The organism is Bradyrhizobium sp. UFLA06-06 (assembly GCF_054820065.1).
Genome location: NZ_JADFUD010000004.1, coordinates 1 through 24,104, shown reverse-complemented (window position 1 = coordinate 24,104; position 24,104 = coordinate 1). Strand labels below are relative to the sequence as shown.

The following is a 24,104-nucleotide window of genomic DNA, read 5'->3' as shown; positions in this document are numbered from 1 at the left end:
GATGATTCCTCGGGCGCTGCTCGCGAAGCTAGCGTCCCGTCTCCGGCGTCTCCGCCATGGTCATCTGGACGGCCGCGCCGGGCATGACGCGGAGCTGGCCCGCGGTGACGATGTGATCGCCGGGCGAAAGCCCCTGCTCCACCACGACACGCTCGCCGATCCGTTGCCCGGTCTTCACGGCGACGCCGACCGCCTTGTTGTCGGGCACGACCAGCACGCTCTCGCCGGATGCGCTGGTCTGGATCGCGGTGACCGGCACCACGATGGCGTCCGGCTGCGGCGGCAGCACGACGTTCACCATCACGAAGAGGCCCGGCCGCAGCAGCCGGTCGGGATTGGAGAACAGGGCTTGCACGAGGACATTGCGGGTGTCCTCGGCGACCTGCGGCTCGATGGCGTTGATCTTTGCCTCGAACACCCGATCGGGGAAAGCGTCGGTACGGATCGTCACCGCGCCTCCCACCTTCAGATTTGACAGGCGCTGCTGCGGAACGGTGAAATTGGCATAGAGCTGGTCGAGCGCGGTCAGCGTCGCGAGCGCATCGCCGGCATTGACGTATTGGCCGAGATTGACCTTGCGCAGGCCGATCTGGCCCGCGAACGGCGCGCGGATCGTCATCTGCGCGATCTGCGCATCGAGCTGGTCGAGCGAGGCGTCGGCCTGCTTCAGATCTTCCTGCCGCTGCTGCAGCGTCTCCTGGGTCACGAAGCCGGACGGCGCGAGGCCCTGCGAACGCTTCTCCTGCAGCTGCGCAAATCGTCCCTTGGAGACCGCGACCGCGCGCGCGGCGCGCAGCGGCGCGTCATAGAGCTGCACCAGCGGCGCGCCCTCGGCGACATCGGTGCCGGCATCGAGATTGATCGCGGTGACGCGGCCGGCAACCTCCGGCGCCAGAATCACCTGCCGCACCGCCTGCAGCGAGCCGATCGCCTCGATCGAGCGCGGCAAGGTTTCCGTCCGCACCACCATCGCCGCCACCGGCGTCGGCGGCGCTTCGGCGGTGGCCTTGGCCGAGGCGCTGGATCCACCTGCGCGCCAGGCAAACAAGCCGGCCGCGGCACAGACGAGCAACAGAACGGTGATGCCGAACGGCTTGGCACGAAGCCCGAGCCAGCGGCGCGACGACAATGATGCGGACGGCATAACGCTTCCAAGAACGAACCCCGGCGTGTCGGCCGGAAGCTTGCCCCTGCAAGCCCGCAACTGGTATAGAACCTCAAGTATGGTTGAGGTCAAGGCTGGCAGCTTGCAAGACTTCTAGTGCAAGGCTTCCAATGCAAGACTTCCAATCCGGGGATTGCCAGTCAATGACGCTTGCGCAGGAGCTTTCAGTCGGCGAAGTGGCGCGGCGCAGCGGGCTTGCTGTCTCCACCCTTCACTTCTACGAGAGCAAGGGACTGATCGCGAGCCGGCGCACCGGCGGCAACCAGCGCCGCTACATGCGCGGCGTGCTGCGGCGGATCGCGGTGATCAGGATCGCGCAGCGCGCCGGGATCGCGCTGGAAGAGATCAGGCAGACCTTCGCCGCGATACCGCTCGATCGCGCGCCGACCGTGCGCGAATGGGAGCGCGCGATGCGCGCCTGGACCGAGACGCTGGAGCAGCGCATCAACGATCTCACCGACCTCCGCGACAAGCTGTTCAACTGCATCGGCTGCGGCTGCCTGTCGGTGACCGACTGCCCGCTGCGCAATTGCGACGACAAGCTCGGCGCCCAGGGGCCGGGCCCGCGCATCCTGATCACCGCGGCCGAACGCCGGGCGCGGCGCAAGCGGCGGGGCTGACGGCGTTTTTCGCGGCCGACAAGTTGCGCACAACCTGCCTTTGGTCACATGCCGCCAGGTGATTCTCAGGTATGCTGGCCGGACTGCTTGACCCTAGGGAGTCCTGAGATGAACGACCCACAAGTTGGATGGATCGCCGCCATCATCGTCGGCGGACTGGCGGGCTGGCTCGCCGAGATGTTCATGAAGTCCGGAACCGGCATCTTCATGAACATCATCCTCGGCATTGTCGGCGCCGCGCTGGCGAACTGGCTGTTGGGTCTGCTCGGCGTGTCGCTCGGCGGAGGCTGGCTCAGCTATCTCGTCGCCGGCTTCATCGGCGCCTGCATCATCATCTTTGCCTGGCGCGCGGTCCGCGGCGCGACTTAGCGCGTGGTGAGATAGGTTGAATGGCGACGGCGCTGCGCTCCCCGCACGCGGGGCGAGGTGCAGTGGAGCCCGCTCCCAATTCGGCTTCAACAAAAGAAATAGCGCGATGAAGGGTTCATCGCGCCATTGAGATATTTGCTATGCGCCGCAGCGCCCGATTCGCTCGAATCAGGCGGCAGCGCCGCGCATGTAGTTCGGCAGCCAGTGCTCGAAGGCGCGCGACAGGCTCTCGATCGATACCTGCACCTCGCCGGCGACGGCGATCGCATCTCCGCCGGTGGTGCCGATGCGCGCGCAGGGCACGCTGGCACCCTTCATCTTGGCCAGCACGAGGCCTGCGTCGGCGGCCGGCACGGTGACGATGTAGCGGGCCTGATCCTCGCCGTACCAATAGGCATGCGGCACGATCGAGGACGGCGCGGCCAGGAGCTGCGCGCCGATGCCGCTTGCGATCGCCATCTCGGCGAGCGCGATCAAAAGACCGCCGTCGGAGACATCGTGCACCGCGGTCGCGGTGCCGGCATGGATCATGCCGCGCACCACGTCGCCATTGCGCTTCTCGGCAGCGAGATCGACCGGCGGCGGAGCGCCCTCCTCGCGGCCGCAGACGTCGCGCAGGTAGACCGACTGGCCGAGCCAGCCCTGGGTGTCGCCAACCAAGAGGATCGCCTCGCCGGCCGTCTTGAACGCCAGGGTCGCGGACTTGGTGAAGTCGTCGAGCAGGCCGACGCCGCCGATCGAGGGCGTCGGCAGGATGCCGCGGCCGTTGGTCTCGTTGTAGAGCGAGACGTTGCCGGATACGACCGGGAAATCCAGCGTGCGGCAGGCCTCCGAAATGCCCTTCAGGCAGCCGACGAACTGGCCCATGATCTCGGGCCGTTCAGGATTGCCGAAGTTGAGATTGTCGGTGATCGCGAGCGGCCGGCCGCCGACCGCCGTGATGTTGCGCCAGGCTTCGGCGACCGCCTGCTTGCCGCCCTCGAACGGATCGGCCTCGCAATAGCGCGGCGTGACGTCGACGGTGAGCGCAAGGCCCTTCGGTCCGTCCTCGACGCGAACCACGGCGGCATCGCCGCCGGGTCGCTGCATGGTATTGCCGAGGATGACGTGGTCGTACTGCTCCCACACCCAGCGCTTCGAGCACAATTCGGGCGTGCCGATCAGCTTTTCCAGCGCGTCCGCGATGCCGACCGGCGGTTTGACGTCCTGCCCGCGGATCACCGGCAGCGCATTCGAGGCGACGTGCGGACGGTCATAGACCGGCGCCTCGTCACCGAGCTCCTTGATCGGCAGGTCGGCCATCACGTCGCCGGCATGCTTGACGACGAAACGCTTGGTCGGCGTGGTGTAGCCGACGATGGCGAAATCGAGCCCCCATTTGCGGAAGATCGCCTCGGCCTCTTCTTCCTTCTCGGGCTTGAGCACCATGAGCATGCGCTCCTGGCTCTCCGAGAGCATCATCTCGTAGGCGCTCATGCCGGTCTCGCGGGTCGGCACCGCGCTGAGGTCGAGCTCGACACCGAGATCGCCCTTGGCGCCCATCTCGACCGCCGAGCAGGTCAGGCCCGCCGCGCCCATGTCCTGGATCGCGATCACGCAACCCTTTTCCATGATCTCGAGGCAGGCTTCCAGCAGCAGCTTCTCGGCGAAGGGATCGCCGACCTGCACGGTCGGGCGCTTCTCCTCGGAGGCGTCGTCGAATTCGGCCGAGGCCATCGAGGCGCCGTGAATGCCGTCGCGGCCGGTCTTGGAGCCGAGATAGACGATCGGCATGTTCACGCCGGAGGCCGCCGCGTAGAAGATCTTGTCGGCGTCGGCGAGCCCGACCGCCATCGCGTTGACCAGGATGTTGCCGTCGTAACGGGTATGGAAGCGAACCTGGCCGCCGACCGTCGGCACGCCGAAGGAATTGCCGTAGCCGCCGACGCCCGCGACCACGCCGGATACCAGATGCCGGGTCTTGGGGTGCTCGGGCGCACCAAAGCTCAGCGCGTTCAGGCAGGCGATCGGGCGCGCGCCCATGGTGAAGACGTCGCGCAGGATGCCGCCGACGCCGGTGGTCGCGCCCTGGTAGGGCTCGATGTAGCTCGGGTGGTTGTGGCTCTCCATCTTGAAGACCACGGCCTGGCCGTCGCCGATGTCGATCACGCCGGCATTCTCGCCGGGGCCCTGGATCACCCAGGGGGCCTTGGTCGGCAGCCCGCGCAGATGGATGCGCGACGATTTGTACGAGCAATGCTCGTTCCACATCGCCGAGAAGATGCCAAGCTCGGTGAAGGTCGGAACTCGCCCGATCAGCTTGAGGATGCGCTCGTACTCGTCCGGCTTCAGCCCGTGGGCGGCGACGAGTTCGGGGGTGATTTGGGGCTCGTTCTTGGGGTCGTTCTTGGGCGCGTTCATGGGACCCTTAATAGGTAGATCGAACGGGGGCGAAAAGGCCTTTTAGGGCCCATTTCCGGCCTGTCCAGAGCTTTGCGGCAGCTGGCCGCGGCCCGGGATTTGCACTTGGATTTACATCCGGATTTGCACAACGGGGATGGATCGGATTTAAGGACCCGAACCCGATAATTGAAGGCCATATTTCGTGAACGAGCTCGCCAAAACTGCATTCAACCGCCGCCCCGACCTGCACGTCGAAACCGAGGGCGAATTCGCCGGCTGGCGAACCTGGACCCGGGACAATTTCGAGACCCATACCGGCCCGTTCTACCACCGTATGGACGAGAACGGCCGCATCACCTGCGCGTTCCGGGTCGGCAAGAAGCACCTCAACGGCTCCGGCAACGTCCATGGCGGCTGCTTCATGACCTTCGCCGATTACTGCCTGTTCGCGCTCGCCGGCTCGGTGCTGCAGGGCCCCGGCGTCACGGTCTCGTTCGCCTCGGAATTCCTCGACGCCGCCCGCGAGGGCGATCTGATCGAGTGCACCGGCGAGGTCACCCGCGCCGGCATGTCGCTGATCTTCGTGCGGGGCATGCTGACATCGGCGGAACGGCCGCTGTTCACCTTCTCCGGCACCATCAAGCGGGTGAAGCGCAGGGCGCCGGCGCAGGCAACGGCGTAAAGCGTGTGACGGCTGTGGGCACACGCCGTCATCCAGCCGTTACATCGGCACGAATTTGAATCGAAACCGCGGCCGTAGCGCGTTGTGTTCACGCTCGTTCTTCGCGTGAGGCAATACGAACTGCCGTTGTGACGCATCGACGCACTGTCGTTGCGTCGTCGCGCGCGCGTCACATGCGCGTCAGGCAAGCCCCCGAAGATTGCTGAACGGTTTCCGTTTGTGCGTTCGCGCAGCGATGTTGGGGCATCCTCATGAAATTGAAGACTTTCGTTTCCGTTACGACGGCGATGTCGCTTGTCGCGTCGCTGGCATGGACTGCAACTCCGGCACGCGCCGGTCAGGACGGCGACAATGGCGATCGCGGCGTTGGCGATGCTCGCGGTCACGATCAGGATCAAGACCAGGACCATGACGGTGGTCATCATGGCCGCAAGCCGCGCGTGGTGATGATCTCGCTCGACGGTGCCAAGCCCGATTTCATCCAGAAGTTCATCGAGGAAGGCGTGCTGCCGCGCGACGGCGGCCTCGCCCGGCTGAGCCGGCGCGGCGCAGTGGCGTTGCAGAACGTGACGGCGTCACCGTCGCTCACCGCGGTGTCGCATATCGCGATCGCGACCGGTTCGACGGCGGTCCACAACGACATCCCCTCGAACACGTTCGAGCCGATCGTCGGGCCGATCTCCGGCAGCATCAGCGGCTTTGCGGCGCCGATCGGCGGCTACAGCGAGAACCCGCTCGGGCCATCGACGCACCCGACGGCGGTGCCGTTGTGGGTGCAGCTGCGCCAGCAGGGCAAGAAGGTCGTTACGGCGACCTGGCCCGGCGGCGACGGCGCCGACATCTCCATCAACAAGACCGTGGTGCAGCCGGCCCAGCCGACCCGCATCACCGACTTCACGGTCCCGTTCGGGGCGTTCGGCGGCATCGGGGCCCAGGGCTTCTCGCTGTCGCGAGGCGACTTCACGGCCGACCCGAGCATCGTGGCGGCGCTGCAGGCTGCCGGCCATTTCTCGTTCAGCCCGGTGCTGGTGACCTCGGCACCGATCGAGACGTTCTCCTGCTCCGCCGCGGCAACCGCGACCTGCACCAACGCCTCGACGCTCGACGTCAAATATTCGATCCGTGTCGCCGCAATCGACACCACCAACGATCGCAAGGTGAACTACGACACGCTGGTGTTCTTCGATGCCAACCGCGGCATCACCGCAGGACCGTTCCACGCGCCGTCGACCGGGCCGGCCTATGTCAAGTTTGGCGGCGAAAACGCACCGTTCTTCTTTGAAGGCAGCGGGGCGAAGGTTGGTGCCGCGTACTTCGTGTCTGCGCTGTCTCCCGATCTCTCGGTGGTGCGCTTCGCCCGCTACGGCGCCAACTACATCCCGCGCAACACGCCTGTTCTCGCCGACGTCGACGACATCAACAACAACATCGGGTTCTGGCGTCCGCAGGCCGACTTCCGCATTCCGGAGCGGCTGAGCCCGGGCTTCACCAATTTCCCCGACGTCGAGATCGAGACGATGTTCGAGGACATGGTGAAGACCTTCGTGCGCTACCAGGCCAATATCGGCGAGCGCGCGATCAAGACGCATCCGGACGCCGACCTCGTCATGGTCTATATCGAGCAGCCCGACGGCTCCGAGCACCAGTTCCTGCTGACCGATCCGCGCCAGGGCACCAACCCGACCGACCCGAATTCGATCGGCGCCAACCAGGATGCCGCCAAGGTCAAGCGGTACGCGTCCTACATCCGTTTCGCCTACCAGATGGCCGACAGAGCGGTGAAGCAGATCGCCGATGCGGCGGGCCGCGACAGCAACGTGATCGTGGTGTCGGACCACGGCTTCGCGCCGTTCCACACCTCGGTCAATCTCACCAACATCCTGCGCAACGCCGGTATCGACACCAGCAAGGTCGGAATCCGCACCTCCGGCCCCGCCGCCGACATCTACATCAACCTGCAGAACCGCGAGCTCGGCGGCACCGTCGATCTCGCGACCTACCGCACACTGGTGGCGCAGATCACCGACGCGGTGAAGAACGCGGTCGACCCCAATGCCCGCTTCAACTACTCACTCAAGGACCAGCGCATCTTCACCGTCGTCGAGACCCGGCCGCTGCAATGCGACGCCGGAACCGGACAATGCATCAGCAAGACCATCGGCCAGGACTATGGCGACGTGTTCGCGCTGATGGCGCCCGGCTACAATTTCGACGGCATCCAGAACCCCGGCGTCGCGCGCCAGGGCGATGCGCCGTTCAACGCGGCAACCACCATGCTGTCGATGCCGAACTTCTATGGCGCCCACGGTCACGACCCCGAGCTTCCGGTGATGAGCGCGACGTTCATCGCCGCCGGGCCGCAGATCCGCAAGGACACCGTGGTGCGGCACATGCGCAATATCGACGTGGCGCCGACCATCATGCGGATCCTCGGTTCGGCACCGCAGCAGGTCGACGGCGAGGTGCTGGGCCAGGTCCTGCGCTAGGATTTCGGGCAAATTCCGCGCGACGGACGCCGGGCCGGCGTCCGTCGCTTTTTCCATACTCGCGCACATCCGGCTCGGAATTGCACGCCTGATCCGTCGCCCCTAGCCTTTCGCCTCACCACCAAGCTACATTCGCTCCATCGCGCGCCAATGCGCGAAGGGAGCCAATCAAGGTGCCGCAGAGCACAGCCAGAGAATCATCCGGAAAAATTCGAAGCGGTTTTCTCTCGCGACAAACGCAGAACGCGTTGACGCGGAGATCATGCTCAAGCCAAGAGCCAGGACGGGCGTGACGGCTCCCGCGAGAGTGCCCACTCCGTCGACGCCGGGCGCGCGCGGCTGGCGCGACTATGCGCTGCTGCTGGCGCTGGCCTGCTGCTGGAGCTCGACCTACCCGCTGACCAAGATCGGGCTCGGCTCGATCCCGCCGGTCACCTTCATTTCCGCGCGCTCGCTGGTGGCCGCAGCCTTCCTGCTCGTGGTGCTGCGCGTTCGCGGCGTTCGCGTCCCGACCGACATCAAGGCCTGGAAGCTGTTCGCCTTCCAGCAGACCATCAACTCCACGATCCCTTTTTTGGTGATCACCTGGGCGCAGCTTTACGTGCCGGCATCCAACACCGTGGTGCTGGCCTCGACGACGCCGATCTTCGCCTTCCTCATCACCTGGGCGATCACGCGGCACGAGCCAGCCTCGCTGCTCAAGCTGGTCGGCGCGATCCTCGGCCTCGCCGGCACGGTCGCAATCATCGGCCTCGACGCGCTCTCAGGCTTCGGCAAGGAGATCTTCGCCGAGATCGCGATCCTGCTCGCCACTGTCTCGTTCGCCTGCGCCACGATCTTCGGGCTTCGGCTGTCGGACTATGATCCGATGGTCGTGGCGGCCGGCTCGCTGTTGTTCGGCGGCACCGTGCTGCTGCCGGTCGCCCTGATCGTCGACCATCCCTGGACCCTGCACCCGACGCCGCAAGCGCTGGTCGCCACCGTCGTGATGGGCATCTTCTCAAGCGCGTTCGGCCTGATGCTGTTCTACATGTGCCTGACCCGGCTCGGCACGCTGACGACGAATGCGCAAGGTTATCTTCGCATTCCGATCGGCGTCGCGCTGTCGGTGATCCTGCTCGGGGAATCCGTGCCGTCGAATCTCGCGCTCGGCCTCTTGCTTGTCATGGCCGGCGTCGCCGCGATGACGGTGCCCGCCGAAGCGGTCAAGCGCTGGCTAGGCAGGTGGCGAGCACCATAGCCGTTTGCCACGTCATTCCGGGGCGATGCGCTAGCATCGAACCCGGAATCTCGAGATTCCGGATTCGCGTCTAACGACGCGCTCCGGAATGACCAACAAGAATTACTTCTTGTCGTCCGCCAGCAGGGCGCGGTATTTCGCGACGTCACGCGTCACCAGCTGCAGCAACACCTCGGGCGCGAGCTCATTAGCGTCGGGGGCGACGGTCGACAGGTCGGCGAAGCGCTTCTTCACCGCCTCGCTCGCGACTGCGGCGCGCGCCGCAGCATTCAGCTTGGCGATGATCTCGGGCGGAGTGCCCTTGGGGGCGAACAGGCCGTTCCAGCCCTGCGCCTCGAACTCGGGCAGTCCGGCCTCGGCCGAGGTCGGCAGTTCGGGCAGCGACGCAAGCCGCACCGTCGAACCGACCACCACCGCTTTCACCAGTCTGTCGTCGATCGCCTGCGACACCGAGGCCGCGGCATCGCACACCCCGTCGATCTGGCTGCCGATCGCATCCGTCAGCGCGAGCGCCGCGCCGCGATAGCCGACCAGCTGCACGTCGATGCCGGCGGCATGCACGAAGCTCTTGCAGATCAGGTAATTCGACGAGCCGACACCGGCATGGCCGAGATTGACCCTGCCCGGATTCTTCCTGGCGTAGTCGATGAATTCCTTGAGGTCCTTGGCCGGAAAATCCTTGCGCAGCGCGACGATGCCGAAGGTCTTCGCGACCATGGCGATCGGCGCGAAGGAGTCTGGCGTGAACGGCAGCTTCGGATAGATCGTGTAGGTCGCGGCGTTGGTGCCGGCATTGCCGATCGCGATGGTGTAGCCGTCCGGCTCGGCGCGCGCAGCGCGGGCGAGCGCGGTCGAGCCGCCGGCGCCGCCGACATTCTCGATGATGATGCTCTGGCCGAGCGCAGCGCCCATCTGGTCGGCGACCGCGCGGGCGATGACGTCGGAGGTGCCGCCGGCCGTGAACGGCACGATCATGGTGATCGGACGCTTCGGGAAGTCCTGGGCGTAGGCCGACGTCGCAAGCACAAGCGCCGCAGCCGCGGCAACGCACCACCGCCGCAGCATGATCGTTACGCCGCCTTTTCGAACTGCTGGACCAGCCCTGCGAAGAGGCCGCGGCCGTCGGTGCAGCCCATGATCTCTTCGACGTGGTTTTCCGGATGCGGCATCATGCCGAGCACGTTGCCGCGCTCATTGACGATGCCGGCGATCGAATGCGCGGCGCCGTTCAGATTGGAGGCCTCGTCGACCACGCCCTCCGGCGTGCAGTAGCGGTACAGCACCCGCCCGTCGCCCTCGAGCCGCTTCAGCGTCTCTTCGTCCGCCTCGTAATTGCCTTCGCCATGCGCCACCGGCACGCGGATCACCTGGCCGGCATTGTAGCCGCGGGTGAACGGGGTGTCGGAGCGCTCGACGCGCATATGCACGTCGCGGCAGATGAACTTCAGCCCGGCATTGCGCATCAGCACGCCCGGCAACAGCCCGGACTCGCAGAGGATCTGGAAACCGTTGCAGACGCCGAGCACGAGCCCGCCCTTGGCGGCGAAGTCGCGCACCGCGTCCATCACGGGCGCGCGCGCCGCGATCGCGCCGCAGCGCAGGTAGTCGCCATACGAGAAGCCGCCCGGCACCACCACGAGGTCGGTGCCCTTGGGCAGCGAAGTCTCGGCGTGCCAGACCATCGCGGTCTCATTGCCGGATGCGAGCTTGAGCGCGCGCGCCATGTCGCGCTCGCGGTTGATGCCGGGGAAGACGAGAACGGCTGATTTCATGTGCGATGCGGCCTAGAGCAGTTCGACCCGATAGTTCTCGATCACGGTATTCGCCAAGAGCTTGTCGGCGGCGGCCTTCAGCGCCGCCTCCGCCTTGGCCTTGTCGGTCGCGGCGAGCTCGATGTCGAACACCTTGCCCTGGCGAACGCTGGCGACGCCATCCACACCGAGCGATTTCAGCGCACCCTCGATCGCCTTGCCCTGCGGATCGAGGATGCCCGACTTCAATGTCACAGTCACACGTGCCTTCACGGTCGCCCCTTCAGCTTAGCTCTTCACCAGCACCGGGCCGCTGCCGGCCGGGCGCTCGTTCTCGATCAAAATGCCGAGCCGTTTTGCCACTTCGGTGTAGGCCTCAAGCAAGCCACCCAAATCACGGCGGAAACGGTCCTTGTCGAGCTTCTCGTTCGACTTGATGTCCCACAGCCGGCAGGAGTCCGGCGAGATCTCGTCGGCGACGATGATCCGCATCATCTCGTTCTCGAACAGCCGCCCGCACTCCATCTTGAAGTCGACGAGGCGGATGCCGATGCCGAGGAAGAGGCCGGTCAGGAAGTCGTTGACGCGGATGGCCAGCGCCATGATGTCGTCGATCTCCTGGGGCGTCGCCCAGCCGAAGGCCGTGATGTGCTCTTCCGACACCATCGGGTCGTTGAGCTGGTCGTTCTTGTAATAGAACTCGATGATCGAGCGCGGCAGCTGGGTGCCCTCCTCGATCCCAAGCCGCTGCGACAGCGAGCCGGCGGCGACATTCCGCACCACCACCTCGAGCGGCACGATCTCGACCTCGCGAATCAGCTGCTCGCGCATGTTGAGGCGGCGGATGAAGTGGGTCGGCACCCCGATGTCGTTGAGGTGCTGAAACAGGTACTCCGAAATCCGGTTGTTGAGGACGCCCTTGCCCTCGATCACCTGGTGTTTCTTGGCGTTGAACGCGGTCGCGTCGTCCTTGAAGTGCTGGATCAGGGTTCCCGGCTCGGGGCCTTCGTAGAGCACCTTGGCCTTGCCTTCATAAATACGGCGTCGACGGCTCATTGGGATGTACCGTGTTTTGTTGAAATCCATGGATTTGGGTGCTCCGGATGACTTGGGGTTACGACCCACGACGGAGCTGCCGCGGAGGCCTGGAACCTGGGTAATCCAACTGGAAACAGAACAAGAACCATGCCTGTTGGCAACCTATCCGATTGGCCCATCCAGCACAATCGATAGTGCCCCCTTGAGGGCACTTATACCGCCCTATCAAAAAGGCCCGATTCCGCCAGTTTTGCCTGCGGCTTAACGGCTCGTTGTCTTGCCGATTCCTCCCACTTATCTAGGCAGGCATCGGGGCTGCCGCAACGCGCGGCGGCCCTCATTCAGCAAGGGAATTGGAACTTCAGCCATGAGCGAATTCAACAAGCGCGAGGAAGGTTTCGAGAAGAAGTTCGCCCTCGACGAGGAGCAGAAGTTCAAGGCTGAAGCCCGCCGGAACAAGCTGCTCGGCCTGTGGGCCGCCGAGAAGCTCGGCATCACGGGCGATGCCGCCAGCGCCTATGCCAAGGAAGTGGTCGCCGCCGACTTCGAGGAAGCCGGCGACAACGACGTGCTGCACAAGGTTCTGAAGGACCTCACCGCCAAGGGCCAGGCCGTTACCGAGCGCGATATCCGCGCCAAGATGGACGAACTGCTGGCGGTGGCGGCGGCGCAGGTGAAGGCGGGAAGCTGAGTTCCCGGGGCACGACCAACTCGACCTTTACGCGCGCCGGACGCCGTTCCGGCGCGACGTGTTTGTGCCCCTCGTCTTGGTGAAATCGGCACGGAGGATGTCGAGCAGACGGCGGGACGCGGCGCTGAGAAAGCCGCCGTGCCGCGTCACGGCGACGACCTCGTGACTGGCGGCGAGATCGCCGACGCGGATTGTCGCGATCCTCGAACTACCCAATTCCTCCGCCGCATTGCTTTGTGACAGCAGCGCGATCCCGAGTCCGGCCTCGACCAGGCGCTTCTGCGCCGTGAGGCTGTCGACCGGCGTCCAGGCGACCTCGCCGAGCCCGTGCGTCAGGAACAGGGCGAAGACGTGCGAGGCGGTGATTTCGCGGCGTCCCGGCACTTCCGGGAAGGCGATCCACCGCTCATCCCTGAGATCGGCAAGCTTGCCGACCCGGCGTCCCGCCAGCGGATGGTCCGGCGCGCAGACCACCCCGAGCGGCTCGGCAAACAGCACCTCGCAATCGAGGTCACGCGAGCGGTCGCGGTCGTAACGCAACCCGATCGTCGCCTCGCCGCGCCGGATCAAGTCGCTGACCTCGGCGCTGGTCGCGGTGCGCAGCGTCAGCGCAACGTCCGGATGCCGGCGGGCAAAGCGCTTCAACACGTTCGAGAGCCGCTCGCCGGCGAGCGTGCCGGTCACCGCCAGCGCCACCGGGCCGGAATTGTCGCGCAGCAGCGCGCGCACGGCGTTCTCGGCATCCTGCGCCGCCGCCACCGCGCGTTCAGCATAGGGCACCATCACCCGCCCGGCGTCGCTCAGCCGCGTCTTGCCGGCGATCCGCTCGAACAGGGGCACGCCGAGCTCCTGCTCGAGCAGCGCAATGCGCCGCGAAATCGCCGGCTGCGAGCGATGCAGCGCCTTGGCCGCATGCGAGATCCCGCCGCGGCGATGCACCACCAGGAACGTGTTGAGCGCGTCGCTGTCCATGCCGAACCTCATGCAAAAAGCTGATGATATCGAGAGAAATAACAAATTTGTCTGATGGGCGAAACCGCCCTATCGCTGCTGCCAGTCGCTTTTGACAACAGCAGGAGTTCACATGCGCACCCAGGCGGACAAGGCAGCACGGTTTCGCGAGCTGCATCAGCGGCCCGGCGCCTTCATCATTCCAAATCCGTGGGACGCCGGGACGGCGAAGCTGCTCGCATCCATGGGCTTCGAGGCGCTTGCGACCACCAGCCTCGGGCTCGCCAACACGCTTGGCCGCTCGACCGTCAGCCTCGACGAGATCATCGAGAATTGCCGGGTGATCGCCGAGGCTACCGACCTGCCCGTCAACGCCGATCTGGAAAATTGCGGCGCCGACATGCCGAAGCTTGCGGCCGAGGCGATCCGGTTCGCCGCCGAAGCCGGCGCGGTCGGCGGCTCGATCGAGGATTCGACCGGCGACCCGCAGCGCCCGATCTACGATTTCACGCTCGCCGTGGAGCGGGTGCAGGCCGCGGTCGAGACCGCACGGGCGCTGCCCTTCCCGTTCACGCTGACGGCGCGGGCGGAGAACTTCCTGCACGGCCGCAAGGATCTCGACGACACCATCAAGCGGCTGCAGGCCTTCGAGGCCGCCGGCGCCGACGTGCTGTATTCGCCGGGCCTCTACGATCTCGCCACCATCAAGGCCGTGGTGTCGTCGGTCAAGAAGCCGTTCAACCTCGTGATGGGCTATGCCGATCCGACCTTGACGGTCGAGCAGCTGTCGGCCGCCGGCGTCAAGCGCATCAGCGTCGGCGGCGCGATGCAGCGCCACGCGCTGGCTGCGTTCCTGCGCTGTGCCCGCGAGATGAAGGACAACGGCGCGTTCAGCTTCGTCCGCGATATGGCGCCGATGAAGGAGGTCCGCGCGGCATTCAACTGATCGCCCCCTCATCGCGAGGTGCGCCGCCGGCCAGCGCGAAGCATGCCAACGCCGCCCCGGATTGCCCGAGGCGGCGCCTTCTAGAATCTGGTATGCTGGCGCCGGCACCGCAAGCCCGGCCGAGGCGTTACCAGACCTGACGATTCATCGCAGGTCGCGGCTTGCAGCCAGCCTCAGGCAATGCCAAGAGAACGGGATGTCCCAAGATCACATTTCCAACGTCCTCGCCGAACGTTACGCCTCGCCCGCCATGCGCGCCATCTGGAGCGGCGAAGGCAAGGTCCGCCTCGAACGCGACTACTGGATCGCCGTGCTGAAGGCCCAGCGCGATCTCGGCATCGCGGTGCCGGATGGCGTGATCGAGAGCTACGAGCGCGTCAAGGACCAGATCAACCTGGCCTCTATCATGAAGCGGGAGCGCGTCACCCGCCACGACGTCAAGGCCCGGATCGAGGAGTTCTGCGAGCTTGCCGGTCACGAGCACCTGCACAAGGGCATGACCAGCCGCGACCTCACCGAGAACGTCGAGCAATTGCAGGTCTACCGCGCGCTGCAGCTCATCGAGACCAAGAGCATCGCCGCGCTCATCCGTTTTGCCACGCGCGCGAAGCAATTGCGCGACGTCCCGTTCACCGCGCGCACCCACAACGTCGCCGCGCAGGTGACGACACTCGGCAAGCGCATCGCGATGTCCGGCGAGGAGACGCTGCTGGCGCATCAGAGCTTGGTCAACGTGCTGCAAACCTATCCCGCCCGCGGCCTGAAGGGCGCGGTGGGCACCCGTCTCGACCAGATCACCCTGTTCAACGGCGATGCCGGCAAGGCGCGCGCGCTCGAGCAGCGCGTCCTCGTTCACCTCGGCCTGCCGAAGGCCCTCGATGCCGTCGGCCAGGTCTATCCGCGCAGCCTCGACTTCCGTGCGGTCAGCGTGCTCACCGAGCTCGCCAGCGGGCCCGGCAATTTCGCCAAGACCATCCGCCTGATGGCAGGCCACGAACTCGCCAGCGAAGGTTTTGCCAAGGGCCAGGTCGGCTCCTCCGCGATGCCGCACAAGATGAACAGCCGCTCCTGCGAGCGCATCAACGGCCTGCATGTGATCCTGAAGGGCTATCTCGCGATGGCCGCAGGGCTTGCCGGCGATCAGTGGAACGAAGGCGACGTCTCCTGCTCGGTCGTCCGCCGCGTCATGCTGCCCGACGCCTTCCTCGCCACGGATGGCCTGCTCGAAACCCTGCTCACGGTGCTTGACCAGATGGAGGTGTTCGAAGCCGTCGTCGAGACCGAGCTCAACCGCTATCTGCCCTTCCTGCTGACCACCACGGTGATGATGGAAGCGGTCAAGAAGGGCGCGGGCCGCGAAGGCGCCCACGAGGCGATCAAGGAGCATGCCGTCGCAGCCATCGGCGACCTGCGCACCGGCAAGATCGTGCAGAACGACCTGCTGCAACGTCTCGCCGCCGACAAGCGTCTTGGCTTGAGCGCAGCCGAACTGCAGCTTGTGCTCGACCAGGGCCGCGCCAACTCCGGTGACGCCGGCGCCCAGGTCGATTTCTTCGCCGAGCAGGTCGAGGCCCTGGCCAAGGCCAAGCCTGAGGCGGCGCGCTACACGCCGGGAACGATCCTGTGAGGTCGGGGCGCGGTCGAGGAGCAAGAAGCGTGAAGCGTTCCCGTCATTCCGGGATGGTCCGAAGGACCAGACCCGGAATCTCGAGATTCCGGATCGCCGCTCCGCGTCGTCCGGAATGACGCTGCCGTCGCTTACGCGACGCTCGCCTCACTCCTCCTTGAAGCCGTATTCCGGCACGTTGCCGCTGGCGCCGTAATATTTGTACGGCAGGAACTTGCCGCTCATGGTGATCTTGACGCGGTCGCCCTTCGGATTGGCGACCCGCTCCATCGCCATGTCGAAGTCGATCGCCGACATGATGCCGTCGCCGAATTCCTCCTCGATCAGCGCCTTCCACGCCGGGCCGTTCACCATCACCATCTCGTAGAAGCGGTAGATCAAGGGATCGGTCGGCGGCATCGGCGTGCCGGTGCCGCGCATCGGCACCTCGTTGAGCATCGCGATCTCGGCCTTCGACAGCCCGAACAATTCCCCGGCATTCGCCGCCTGCGGCTTCGTCAATTTCATTTGGCCGAGGATGGCGCCCGTGATCAGCACGTCGGAATAGCCGCCGATCTTCTCGCAGATGTATTTCCAGCTCCAGCCCTTCTCGCGCTTGATGTCGAGCAGCTTCTCGGTGAGGTCTTCGCGTTTCATCAGGTTTCCTCCTCAGGCTTCAGCGCGCAGCGCTCTGCGCGGGATTGGGTTCGACGACGCGTGGCGGCGAGACGATCACGGGCTCGCCGACGCCGGGCCGCACCATCGGCACGCGGCGCGGATCGTGACCGGTCACCTCGGCGGCAAAGCTCTTGCTGCGGCTGACCAGGAAATCGACGATATGGTTGCGCAGCGCATAGTAATAGGGATGGCGGTGCAGGTCGATGCGGCCGCGCTCCTTCGGCAGCGGGTTCTCGACGATCTCGGCCAGCACGGCGCCGGGACCGTTGGTCATCAGGAAGATCTTGTCGGCGAGAAAGATCGCCTCATCGACGTCATGGGTGATCATGAAGGTGGTCTGCCCGGTCTCCAGGCAGATCCGCCGCACCTCGTCCTGCAGCGTGCCGCGGGTCAGCGCGTCCAGCGCCGAGAACGGCTCGTCCATCAGCATGATCTTCGGGGTGATCGACAGCGCCCGCGCGATGCCGACGCGCTGTTTCATGCCGCCGGAGAGCTCGGACGGATGCTTGTGCTCGGAGCCGGTGAGCCCGACGAGATCGATGAACTTCTGCGCATGCGCCTTCACCCGCGCACGGTCCCATTTGCGCCATTTCGAGCTGACGGCATAGGCGACATTGCCCGATACGGTGCGCCACGGCAGCAGCGCATGGCTTTGGAAGATCACGGCGCGGTCGAGGCTGGTGCCCTCGATCCCCTGACCGTCGACGATCACCGTGCCCTCGCTCGGCTCGTCGAGGCCCGCGAGGATGTTCAGCACCGTGGTCTTGCCGCAGCCGGAATGGCCGATCACGCAGCCGAACTCGCCGCGCGCCATCGACAACCAGAAATTCTCGAACACCGTGGTGACGCTGCCGCCCGCGCCGGGATAGCGCCGCGCGATGCCCTCGATGGAAATGAACTTGTCGGTCATCGCTACTCCGGAAACGTCACCATGCGCGTGAACCGCGCCAGCACCTGGTCGAGCAGCATGCCGACAAGGCCGATCAGGAGGATCGCGATGATCACATTGTTGATCGACAGGTTGTTCCACTCGTTCCAGACGAAGTAGCCGATGCCGGTGCCGCCGACGAGCATCTCGGCCGCGACGATCACGAGCCAGGCGATCCCGATCGAGATCCGCATGCCGGTCAGGATCGTCGGCGCCGCCGCCGGCAGGATCACGGTGAAGGCGCGTCTGATGGTGCCGACCTCGAGCGTCCGCGCGACGTTGATCCATTCCTTGCGCACGCCGGCGACCCCAAACGCGGTGTTGAGCAGCATCGGCCACACCGAGCAGATGAAAATGACGAAGATCGCGGAGATCGAGGAATCCTTGATCGTGTAGAGCGCGAGCGGCATCCAGGCCAGCGGCGAGATCGGCTTCAGCACCTGGATGAAGGGATCGAGCGCCCTGCTGATCAGGGGCGACATGCCGATCATGAAGCCGAGCGGAATCGCGACGACGACCGCGATCAGATAGCCGAGCCCGACGCGCCCGATCGAATAGGCGAGCTGGATGCCGAGCCCCTTGTCGTTCGGGCCATTGTCGTAGAACGGCCGCTTCAGATGCTCCCACAGCTTGGCGCCGACATCGAGCGGCCCGGGCATCGCCGACTTGCCCTGCGTCGCGGTCAGCCCCATCAGCCTGGCGTATTCGGGGCTCATCGCCGCCGTCGTGCCGCTGCTGCGGGTGGCGAGGTGCCAGGCGCCAAGGAAAGCGGCAAGCAGCGCGATCGAGACGATGGCGGCGCGGAGACGGAGGGAGAAGGTCATCGCTTCAACTCTTTCAATCCGTCGTCCCGGCGAAAGCCGGGACCCATACGCCGCGCCGTCGCGGTAAGGCACGCGGGGAGACGCCGTGCCGAATCGCTGGCGATGGTGGCTATGGGTCCCGGCCTTCGCCGGGACGACGTGGATAGGTTGGTGCGCGCCCTCACGACGATTTCCTGATCTTGAAGCTCGCGAGATAATCGTCGGGCTTGGCCGGATCGAAGCTCTTGCCCATCACCCAGAACGACTTGTACGAGGTGGCAGGTGGCGCGAGCCCCATCTCGGCCATCACCTTCTTGGTATCGGTGGCGAGATAGACCTGCTCAGCGACCGCCTTGTAGTCGACGTCGCCCTTGATCTGGCCCCAGCGCTTCATCTGCGTCAGCATCCACACCGCAAAGGACTGCCAGGGGAACGGATCGAAGTCGACGCGCTTCGGATCGGTCTTCACGCCGCCGAGCCCGTCGGCATAGGTGCCGGTCAGCACCTGCTCCAGCACCGTCACCGGCGCGTTGATGTAGTTGGCCGGCGCAATCGCTTCCGCGATCTGCTTGCGGTTCTCGGCCTTCGCCGCGTATCCGGTGGCATCCACGATCGCGCGGGTTAGCGCCGCGAAGGAATTCGGCGCCGTCGTGATGAACTCGCGGCTGGCGGCAAAGCTGCAGCAGGGATGGCCGTCCCAGATCTCCTTGGAGAGGATGTGCAGGAAGCCGACCCCGTCATAGATCGCGCGCTGGCAGATATTGTCGGGCGCGAGGAAACCGTCGATATTGTCGGCACGCAGATTGGCGACCATCTCCGGCGGCGGCACCGAGCGGAGCTGCACGTCGGTATCCGGATCGAGCCCATGCTCGGCGAGGTAATAGCGCAGCAGATAATTGTGCATGGAGTAGTCGAACGGAATGGCGAACTTCATGCCCTTCCAGTCCTTCGGATCGCGCCTGTCCTTGTGCTTCATCGCCAGCGTGATGCCCTGCCCGTTGATGTTCTCGATCGCAGGGACCGTGAACGGTATGGCGTTGGCGCCAAGGCCGAGCGAGATCGCGATCGGCATCGGCGCCAGCATGTGGGCGGCGTCGTATTCCTTGTTGATGGTCTTGTCGCGAATGACCGCCCAGCCGGCGGTCTTCACCACCTCGACGTTGAGGCCCTGCTTGGCATAGAAGCCGAGCGGCGCCGCCATGATGATCGGGGTCGCGCAGGTGATCGGAATGAAGCCGACCTTGAGGTCCTTCTTCTCCGGCGGCCCGGCGTCGGCGAACGCCTCTGTCGCCGTCTTCAGCGGGAAGAACTGTGACAGCGCGGCGAGCGCCGTCGCGGCGCCAACCGATTTCAGGAAAGCGCGGCGCGCGACATCCTGCGGAAACACCGCCCGCATCACCGCCGACGCGACGATGCCTTCGTAACGCTTCTGTTCGCTGAGATCGCCGACCGGCTCGCAGCGCAGCGTGCGCGCGGCCTGCTCATGCTCGGCGGCTGAGCGATGCCAGCCGCAGGCGCAACCCGATCGCGCGAGCACGCGGTCGGCGTCGAAGGGATCATCTGACGTGGACATGCTGCGCCCCATTGTCGCACCGAAACGCAGAGAGCTCCGCGATCCGGTTCATTGATCGGCGTCCGGCCGCGTTTTGCGCCGCCGGACACCAACAAACATGCAGGTTCTATGCCGCCTTGCCGGTGACGACGGGCGCGGTCGGCAAGCCCTCATCGATCGGCAGCGACGGGTCGCGCGACCACTCGTTCCAGGAGCCGAAATACATCCGCACGTCCTTCACGCCGGCGTTCTTCAGCGCCAGGAAGGTGTTCGAGGCGCGTGCACCCTTGAAGCAGTAGAGATAGACCGGCGTGGTCTGCGAGATGCCGACGGTGGCGCACTCCGCCAGGATCTCATCCTTCGACTTGAAGCGCGGGCCTTCGGCGGTCGGCTTCATCATGCGGTACCATTCCAGCCACACCGCACCGGGGATGCGGCCCTTGCGCGGGCAGAAATCCTTGCCGTAGGGCGAGGAGCTTTCGCCGATCCACTCGTCGACGTCGCGCACGTCGAGGATCGCAACGCCGGGCTTGCCGACCGCCGCCAGCATCGCCTTGGCGTCGATCATGATGTCGCCGGCCTCCGGCACGATCGCAAAGGAGGTCTTCGCCGGCGCCGCAACGTCGGTGGTCACCGGCAGGTCGGCCGCCTTCCAGGCATCGAAGCCGCCATGCAGCACTTTCACCTTGGGATAACCCAGCATGGTCAGAAGATAGTAGCCGCGGCAGGATTGGCCGAAGCCGGAATTCATCGACTGCTCGTAGATCACGGCGGTCTCCTTGCCGGAGAGACCGGCGGCGCCGAACGCGTCGGCGAATTTTGTCTTGAGCTCGTGGACGCCTTCCGGCGTCGAGGTCGCAAGGAACGTGAAGATGTCATGCACATTGACGGCACCGGGCAAATGGCCGGCCGCATAGGCATCCGGATTCCGCGTGTCGATGATGACACACGGGTCTTTCTTGACGAGCTCGGCAAGTTCGCCGGAGGTGATCAGAACGTCCGTCATGGCAGCCTCTCCTGTCTGTGGTTGCAGTTGTGGTGGTCCCGAACTTGTTTGAGCATGATCTCCGCGCAAACGCGTTCCGCGTTTGTCGCGAGGGAAAACCGGTTTCCACTTTTCCGGATCATGCTTCAGCCGTCCGCCAGCATCTTGCGCAGCTGCTTGGTGGCGGGCGTGACGATGGCGACGAAATAGGCCTCGCGCAGCCTGCGCTGGGCGCGGTGGCTCATCAGATAGCCGCGCGCGCCGCAATGGAGCATCGCGGCATGTGCGAATGCGACGCTGGCATCGCCGATCCGCAGCCGCAGTGCGACGACACGGCGCCAGTAGCTGTCATCGGCATTGTAGGGATCGCTTGCCAGCGCCATCGCTTCCTTCTCGAACTCGGCATAGAGCTCGCGGAATTGCAGCGGCTGTTGCGGCAGATAGCGGTTGACGTGTCCGAGCGGTGCATGGACCTCGTCCATGATGTTGATGCAATCCTTCATCAGCCCAAGACCCATGCCGGCCTGCAACAGGATGAAGCCGGCGCGGATTTTCTTGACGAACGGCGCAGCCGGCTCGGCCAGGATCAGTTCGTCCGGCACGAACACGTCGCGAAATTGGACGCCATAGGTACCGGTGCCGTCCATCGCCAGGAACGGCTTGCAGGGCGTCAGCGTGATCGCGGGATCGGAGCAGTCGGCGAGGAACATCACGGTGCTGCCCGGCTCGCCGCTGGCGATGCTGCCCGGCTCGCCGCTGGCGATGCCGCCCGGCTCGCCCTTGGTGCCCTCGTCCTCGCGCTCGAAGATCGTGCCGAAGTAATGGCCGGGCCCGAGGTTCGACACCCAGGGCAGCGCACCGCGGACGATGTAGCCGCCCTCGACCTTGCGGCCCTTCAGCTTCAGCCGCTCGATGCCGAAGAAACTCTTCATCGGGTTGGAGAGCCCGGTGCCGCCGAGCACGCGCCCGCGCGAGAAGCAGTCACCGAAGCGCGCGGCGAGCTTCATGTTGGTGGAGTTGGCGACGTACCAGACCAGCGTGTTCTGGCACCACGCCATGAAGGCGGTGGCGCCGCAGACCTCGCCGAGCGCGGCCATCGACTGGATGGCCCAGCGCAGGTCGGCAGGACCTTCCTGCGGCACATGGCTGCTCCAGGCGCCGACCTTTCCGAGCCGGTGCAGGAATGCGCCGGGATAGACCGAGCCGGCATCGACCGCGGCTGCGATCGGCGCCAGCTCCTGACGGGCAAGGCGGGCAACCTCGTCCGCAATGGTCGGTGCGGGATCTTGAGCTGCGACCCGCGACAAAGCCAGTGAACCCATGGATGATCTCCGCACCTTGAATTGCCGGTCGGGCGTTTACGCGCTGACCTCGAGATTGACGGGACGGGTGAAGGTGTTGGCGACCGGCGACCACTTCTTCACATGCGCCACCAGCGCGTCGATCTCGGCCTGCGAGACCCCCTCGCACTCCATGTCGACCTTGACGCGGACGTCGGTGAAGCCGACCGGCTTCTCGCTGACGTCGCCGGTGCCCCACACCGCGGTGATGTTGAGATCGCCCTCGAGCTCGAGCTCGAGCTTGTTGACGATCCAGCCGCGATGCACGGCGTTGGCGTGCAGGCCGACAGCGAGGCAGGAGCCGAGCGCGGCGAGCGAGGCCTCGGAGGGATTGGGCGCGGTGTCGTCGCCGAGCAGGCCCGGCGGCTCGTCGACGATGTAGGGCGCGAGATTGCGGATGTAGTTGGCGTGGCGGAACTTGCCCTCGGCCACCGTCTTGCACTTCAAGGTCTTGATCACCTTCGGGTTGGCCTTGCCATTGGCAATCAACTGCTCGAGCCCGCCTCTGTCGATCGGCGCGAGGCAGCCGGTCAGTGCGGTTTTCTGGGCGACAGCGGTCATCAGTTTTCTCCCTGGGAGCGATGGAATTGGTCAGGATACCGAACGGTCTGTTTCCTGCACGAAGCGTGCCAATCCCACCCCAAATCAAAAGACGAAATTCCGCAGGTGCTTAAGCGGAGCTGCCTGCGGATTGATCAGTGCCGGCCTGCTCAATCGCCAAGCAAATGCCGCGCGACCGCGATGATTTTCAGCGCATCGATGCGGGCATGAAGATGCGACTTGATGATTCTGCCGCGCTCCGATTTACTGCCGCGCATGGCCAAATCGCTTGCGAAGAAAAAAACTGCCGCGGCGTTCACCGCCGGCGACGATGAATCGGCGCGCGGGCGCCTGCTGAACGCCGCGACGCATCTGTTCTGCAAGAACGGCATCAACGCCACCGGCATCGATGCGATCATCGACGAGGCCGGGACCGCGAAGACCACGCTCTACAAGCTGTTCGGCTCGAAGACCAACCTCGTGCATGCGGTGCTGGAGAGCGAAGGCCGGCAGTGGCGCGAATGGTTCATCGGCGCGATCGAGGCCGGCGGCGGCGATCCGCAGACCAAGTTGTCGCGGATCTTCCCTGCCCTGAAGACCTGGTTCGCCGAGGAGCGCTTCTACGGCTGCCCCTTCATCAACGCGGTCGCCGAACACGACAAGGACGCCAAGCAGTTCCGCAACATCGCGCTGAAGCACAAGAAGGTGGTGCTGGCGCATATCGAGAAGCTCGCCGGCGAAATGGGCGCGGCCGAGCCGGCCGTGCTCGCGCACCAGCTCGCGCTGTTGATCGACGGCGCCATCGTCGCCGCGATGGTGTCGTGTGACCCCACGGTCGCCGACACCGCAGGCCTTGCCGCAAGCAATCTGTTCGCGCCGGCCAGGATCAAGAAGGCGAAGCGCGCGGGCCGCGAGGCGGAGCAACAGCTTCTCGCGATGTAATGCCGAGGACGCCGCAACCGGCGGCGCCCCCTGCTCTCACCACATGTTTTCGGCTGAAGGCGCAGTGTCCGCTATTTCAGCGCGTCCGCCACCTTGGCAAGGCCGGCATTGGCGCAGACCTCATCCTTCTCGCCGCCCGGCGCGCCGGAGACACCGACGCCTCCAATCACCTCGTTGCCCGCCTTGATCGGCACGCCGCCGCCGACGCCGACGACATTGGGGATCTGCTTCAGGAAGGCGTTGGCCGGATCTTCCATCTGCTTCATCGTGGCGAGCGAGGTCTGGCTGCGGGTGCGCGCCGTGTAGGCCTTCATCCGCGCGAATTCCATGGTGTGCGGAGCGGTGCCGTCGCCGCGCACTGAGGCCGCGACATTGCCGCCCTTGTCGACGATCACGACCGACACCTTGT

At 65.5% G+C, this 24,104-nt stretch carries 24 protein-coding genes; 9 read left to right on the top strand and 15 right to left on the bottom strand.

What is annotated here, in order from left to right; all coding sequences use genetic code 11:
* Positions 1-28 precede the first annotated feature (28 nt).
* Entirely contained in the window at positions 29-1,144 is a 1,116-nt protein-coding gene (locus IF803_RS04430) for an efflux RND transporter periplasmic adaptor subunit (RefSeq protein WP_461191405.1), read from the bottom strand.
* Positions 1,145-1,308: 164 nt separating this feature from the next.
* On the opposite strand from IF803_RS04430, the gene soxR reads away from it, so the two are divergent.
* Both soxR and IF803_RS04420 read left to right on the top strand, forming a co-directional pair.
* Entirely contained in the window at positions 1,309-1,785 is a 477-nt protein-coding gene (gene soxR / locus IF803_RS04425; RefSeq protein ID WP_461191404.1) for a redox-sensitive transcriptional activator SoxR, read from the top strand.
* Positions 1,786-1,893: 108 nt separating this feature from the next.
* On the top strand, positions 1,894-2,154 hold the full coding sequence (locus tag IF803_RS04420; protein ID WP_016843463.1) for a GlsB/YeaQ/YmgE family stress response membrane protein: 261 nt from the start codon (positions 1,894-1,896) through the stop codon (positions 2,152-2,154).
* A 168-nt stretch (positions 2,155-2,322) separates the two neighbouring features.
* On the opposite strand, the gene purL is transcribed toward IF803_RS04420, so the two are convergent.
* The gene (purL, locus tag IF803_RS04415; RefSeq protein WP_461191403.1) at positions 2,323-4,554 is read right to left on the bottom strand and encodes a phosphoribosylformylglycinamidine synthase subunit PurL; all 2,232 of its coding nucleotides are present in this window, start codon (positions 4,552-4,554) and stop codon (positions 2,323-2,325) included.
* Positions 4,555-4,738: 184 nt separating this feature from the next.
* On the opposite strand from purL, the gene IF803_RS04410 reads away from it, so the two are divergent.
* From IF803_RS04410 to IF803_RS04400, 3 genes are all read left to right on the top strand, one after another.
* The gene (locus IF803_RS04410; RefSeq protein WP_057018395.1) at positions 4,739-5,218 is read left to right on the top strand and encodes a PaaI family thioesterase; all 480 of its coding nucleotides are present in this window, start codon (positions 4,739-4,741) and stop codon (positions 5,216-5,218) included.
* A 251-nt stretch (positions 5,219-5,469) separates the two neighbouring features.
* A complete protein-coding gene (locus IF803_RS04405; RefSeq protein WP_461191402.1) occupies positions 5,470-7,704 on the top strand; it encodes an alkaline phosphatase family protein in 2,235 nt (744 codons plus the stop codon).
* A gap of 262 nt (positions 7,705-7,966) precedes the next feature.
* A complete protein-coding gene (locus tag IF803_RS04400) occupies positions 7,967-8,944 on the top strand; it encodes a DMT family transporter (protein WP_461191401.1) in 978 nt (325 codons plus the stop codon).
* Positions 8,945-9,046: 102 nt separating this feature from the next.
* Here the strand turns inward: IF803_RS04400 and IF803_RS04395 are convergent, their stop codons facing one another.
* The 4 genes from IF803_RS04395 to purC are packed head-to-tail and all read right to left on the bottom strand — an operon-like array spanning position 9,047 to position 11,751.
* Positions 9,047-10,009 carry a tripartite tricarboxylate transporter substrate-binding protein gene (locus tag IF803_RS04395; RefSeq protein ID WP_461191400.1) on the bottom strand — a complete coding sequence of 321 codons (963 nt, stop codon included), beginning with the start codon at positions 10,007-10,009 and terminating at the stop codon, positions 9,047-9,049.
* 5 nt (positions 10,010-10,014) lie between these two features.
* Complete coding sequence (gene purQ / locus IF803_RS04390) at positions 10,015-10,716, bottom strand: phosphoribosylformylglycinamidine synthase subunit PurQ (protein WP_461191399.1); 702 nt, start codon at positions 10,714-10,716, stop codon at positions 10,015-10,017.
* Between the two features lie 12 nt (positions 10,717-10,728).
* Complete coding sequence (gene purS / locus IF803_RS04385; protein ID WP_026192985.1) at positions 10,729-10,968, bottom strand: phosphoribosylformylglycinamidine synthase subunit PurS; 240 nt, start codon at positions 10,966-10,968, stop codon at positions 10,729-10,731.
* A 15-nt stretch (positions 10,969-10,983) separates the two neighbouring features.
* Positions 10,984-11,751, bottom strand: a complete 768-nt coding sequence (gene purC, locus IF803_RS04380) for a phosphoribosylaminoimidazolesuccinocarboxamide synthase (RefSeq protein WP_016843454.1) — start codon at positions 11,749-11,751, stop codon at positions 10,984-10,986.
* Positions 11,752-12,100: 349 nt separating this feature from the next.
* Here purC and IF803_RS04375 point away from each other — a divergent pair, with 349 nt between their 5' ends.
* Positions 12,101-12,424 carry a DUF1476 domain-containing protein gene (locus IF803_RS04375; protein ID WP_016843453.1) on the top strand — a complete coding sequence of 108 codons (324 nt, stop codon included), beginning with the start codon at positions 12,101-12,103 and terminating at the stop codon, positions 12,422-12,424.
* A gap of 27 nt (positions 12,425-12,451) precedes the next feature.
* Here IF803_RS04375 and IF803_RS04370 read toward each other — a convergent pair whose 3' ends face one another.
* The gene (locus IF803_RS04370) at positions 12,452-13,396 is read right to left on the bottom strand and encodes a LysR family transcriptional regulator (RefSeq protein ID WP_057018384.1); all 945 of its coding nucleotides are present in this window, start codon (positions 13,394-13,396) and stop codon (positions 12,452-12,454) included.
* A 112-nt stretch (positions 13,397-13,508) separates the two neighbouring features.
* Between IF803_RS04370 and IF803_RS04365 the strand changes: the two genes are divergently transcribed.
* On the top strand, positions 13,509-14,321 hold the full coding sequence (locus IF803_RS04365; RefSeq protein WP_461191398.1) for an isocitrate lyase/PEP mutase family protein: 813 nt from the start codon (positions 13,509-13,511) through the stop codon (positions 14,319-14,321).
* A 196-nt stretch (positions 14,322-14,517) separates the two neighbouring features.
* On the top strand, positions 14,518-15,948 hold the full coding sequence (gene purB / locus IF803_RS04360) for an adenylosuccinate lyase (protein ID WP_461191397.1): 1,431 nt from the start codon (positions 14,518-14,520) through the stop codon (positions 15,946-15,948).
* A 147-nt stretch (positions 15,949-16,095) separates the two neighbouring features.
* Here the strand turns inward: purB and cynS are convergent, their stop codons facing one another.
* The 7 genes from cynS to IF803_RS04325 all read right to left on the bottom strand — a co-directional run bounded on the left by cynS (position 16,096) and on the right by IF803_RS04325 (position 22,774).
* Positions 16,096-16,584 carry a cyanase gene (gene cynS, locus IF803_RS04355; protein ID WP_429036692.1) on the bottom strand — a complete coding sequence of 163 codons (489 nt, stop codon included), beginning with the start codon at positions 16,582-16,584 and terminating at the stop codon, positions 16,096-16,098.
* 19 nt (positions 16,585-16,603) lie between these two features.
* Complete coding sequence (locus IF803_RS04350) at positions 16,604-17,515, bottom strand: ABC transporter ATP-binding protein (RefSeq protein WP_461191396.1); 912 nt, start codon at positions 17,513-17,515, stop codon at positions 16,604-16,606.
* A 2-nt stretch (positions 17,516-17,517) separates the two neighbouring features.
* Positions 17,518-18,357 carry a nitrate ABC transporter permease gene (gene ntrB / locus IF803_RS04345; protein ID WP_461191395.1) on the bottom strand — a complete coding sequence of 280 codons (840 nt, stop codon included), beginning with the start codon at positions 18,355-18,357 and terminating at the stop codon, positions 17,518-17,520.
* 160 nt (positions 18,358-18,517) lie between these two features.
* On the bottom strand, positions 18,518-19,909 hold the full coding sequence (locus IF803_RS04340; protein WP_461191394.1) for an ABC transporter substrate-binding protein: 1,392 nt from the start codon (positions 19,907-19,909) through the stop codon (positions 18,518-18,520).
* A gap of 106 nt (positions 19,910-20,015) precedes the next feature.
* Positions 20,016-20,894 (bottom strand): sulfurtransferase, encoded by an 879-nt coding sequence (locus IF803_RS04335; protein ID WP_461191393.1) that lies wholly within the window; start codon positions 20,892-20,894, stop codon positions 20,016-20,018.
* Positions 20,895-21,019: 125 nt separating this feature from the next.
* A complete protein-coding gene (locus IF803_RS04330; RefSeq protein WP_461191392.1) occupies positions 21,020-22,195 on the bottom strand; it encodes an acyl-CoA dehydrogenase family protein in 1,176 nt (391 codons plus the stop codon).
* 36 nt (positions 22,196-22,231) lie between these two features.
* Positions 22,232-22,774 carry an OsmC family protein gene (locus IF803_RS04325; RefSeq protein ID WP_038385944.1) on the bottom strand — a complete coding sequence of 181 codons (543 nt, stop codon included), beginning with the start codon at positions 22,772-22,774 and terminating at the stop codon, positions 22,232-22,234.
* 255 nt (positions 22,775-23,029) lie between these two features.
* Between IF803_RS04325 and IF803_RS04320 the strand changes: the two genes are divergently transcribed.
* Positions 23,030-23,695, top strand: a complete 666-nt coding sequence (locus IF803_RS04320) for a TetR/AcrR family transcriptional regulator (RefSeq protein ID WP_461191391.1) — start codon at positions 23,030-23,032, stop codon at positions 23,693-23,695.
* Positions 23,696-23,766: 71 nt separating this feature from the next.
* Here IF803_RS04320 and IF803_RS04315 read toward each other — a convergent pair.
* The coding region (locus IF803_RS04315; protein WP_461191390.1) for a GlcG/HbpS family heme-binding protein at positions 23,767-24,104 on the bottom strand (338 nt) is incomplete at its 5' end.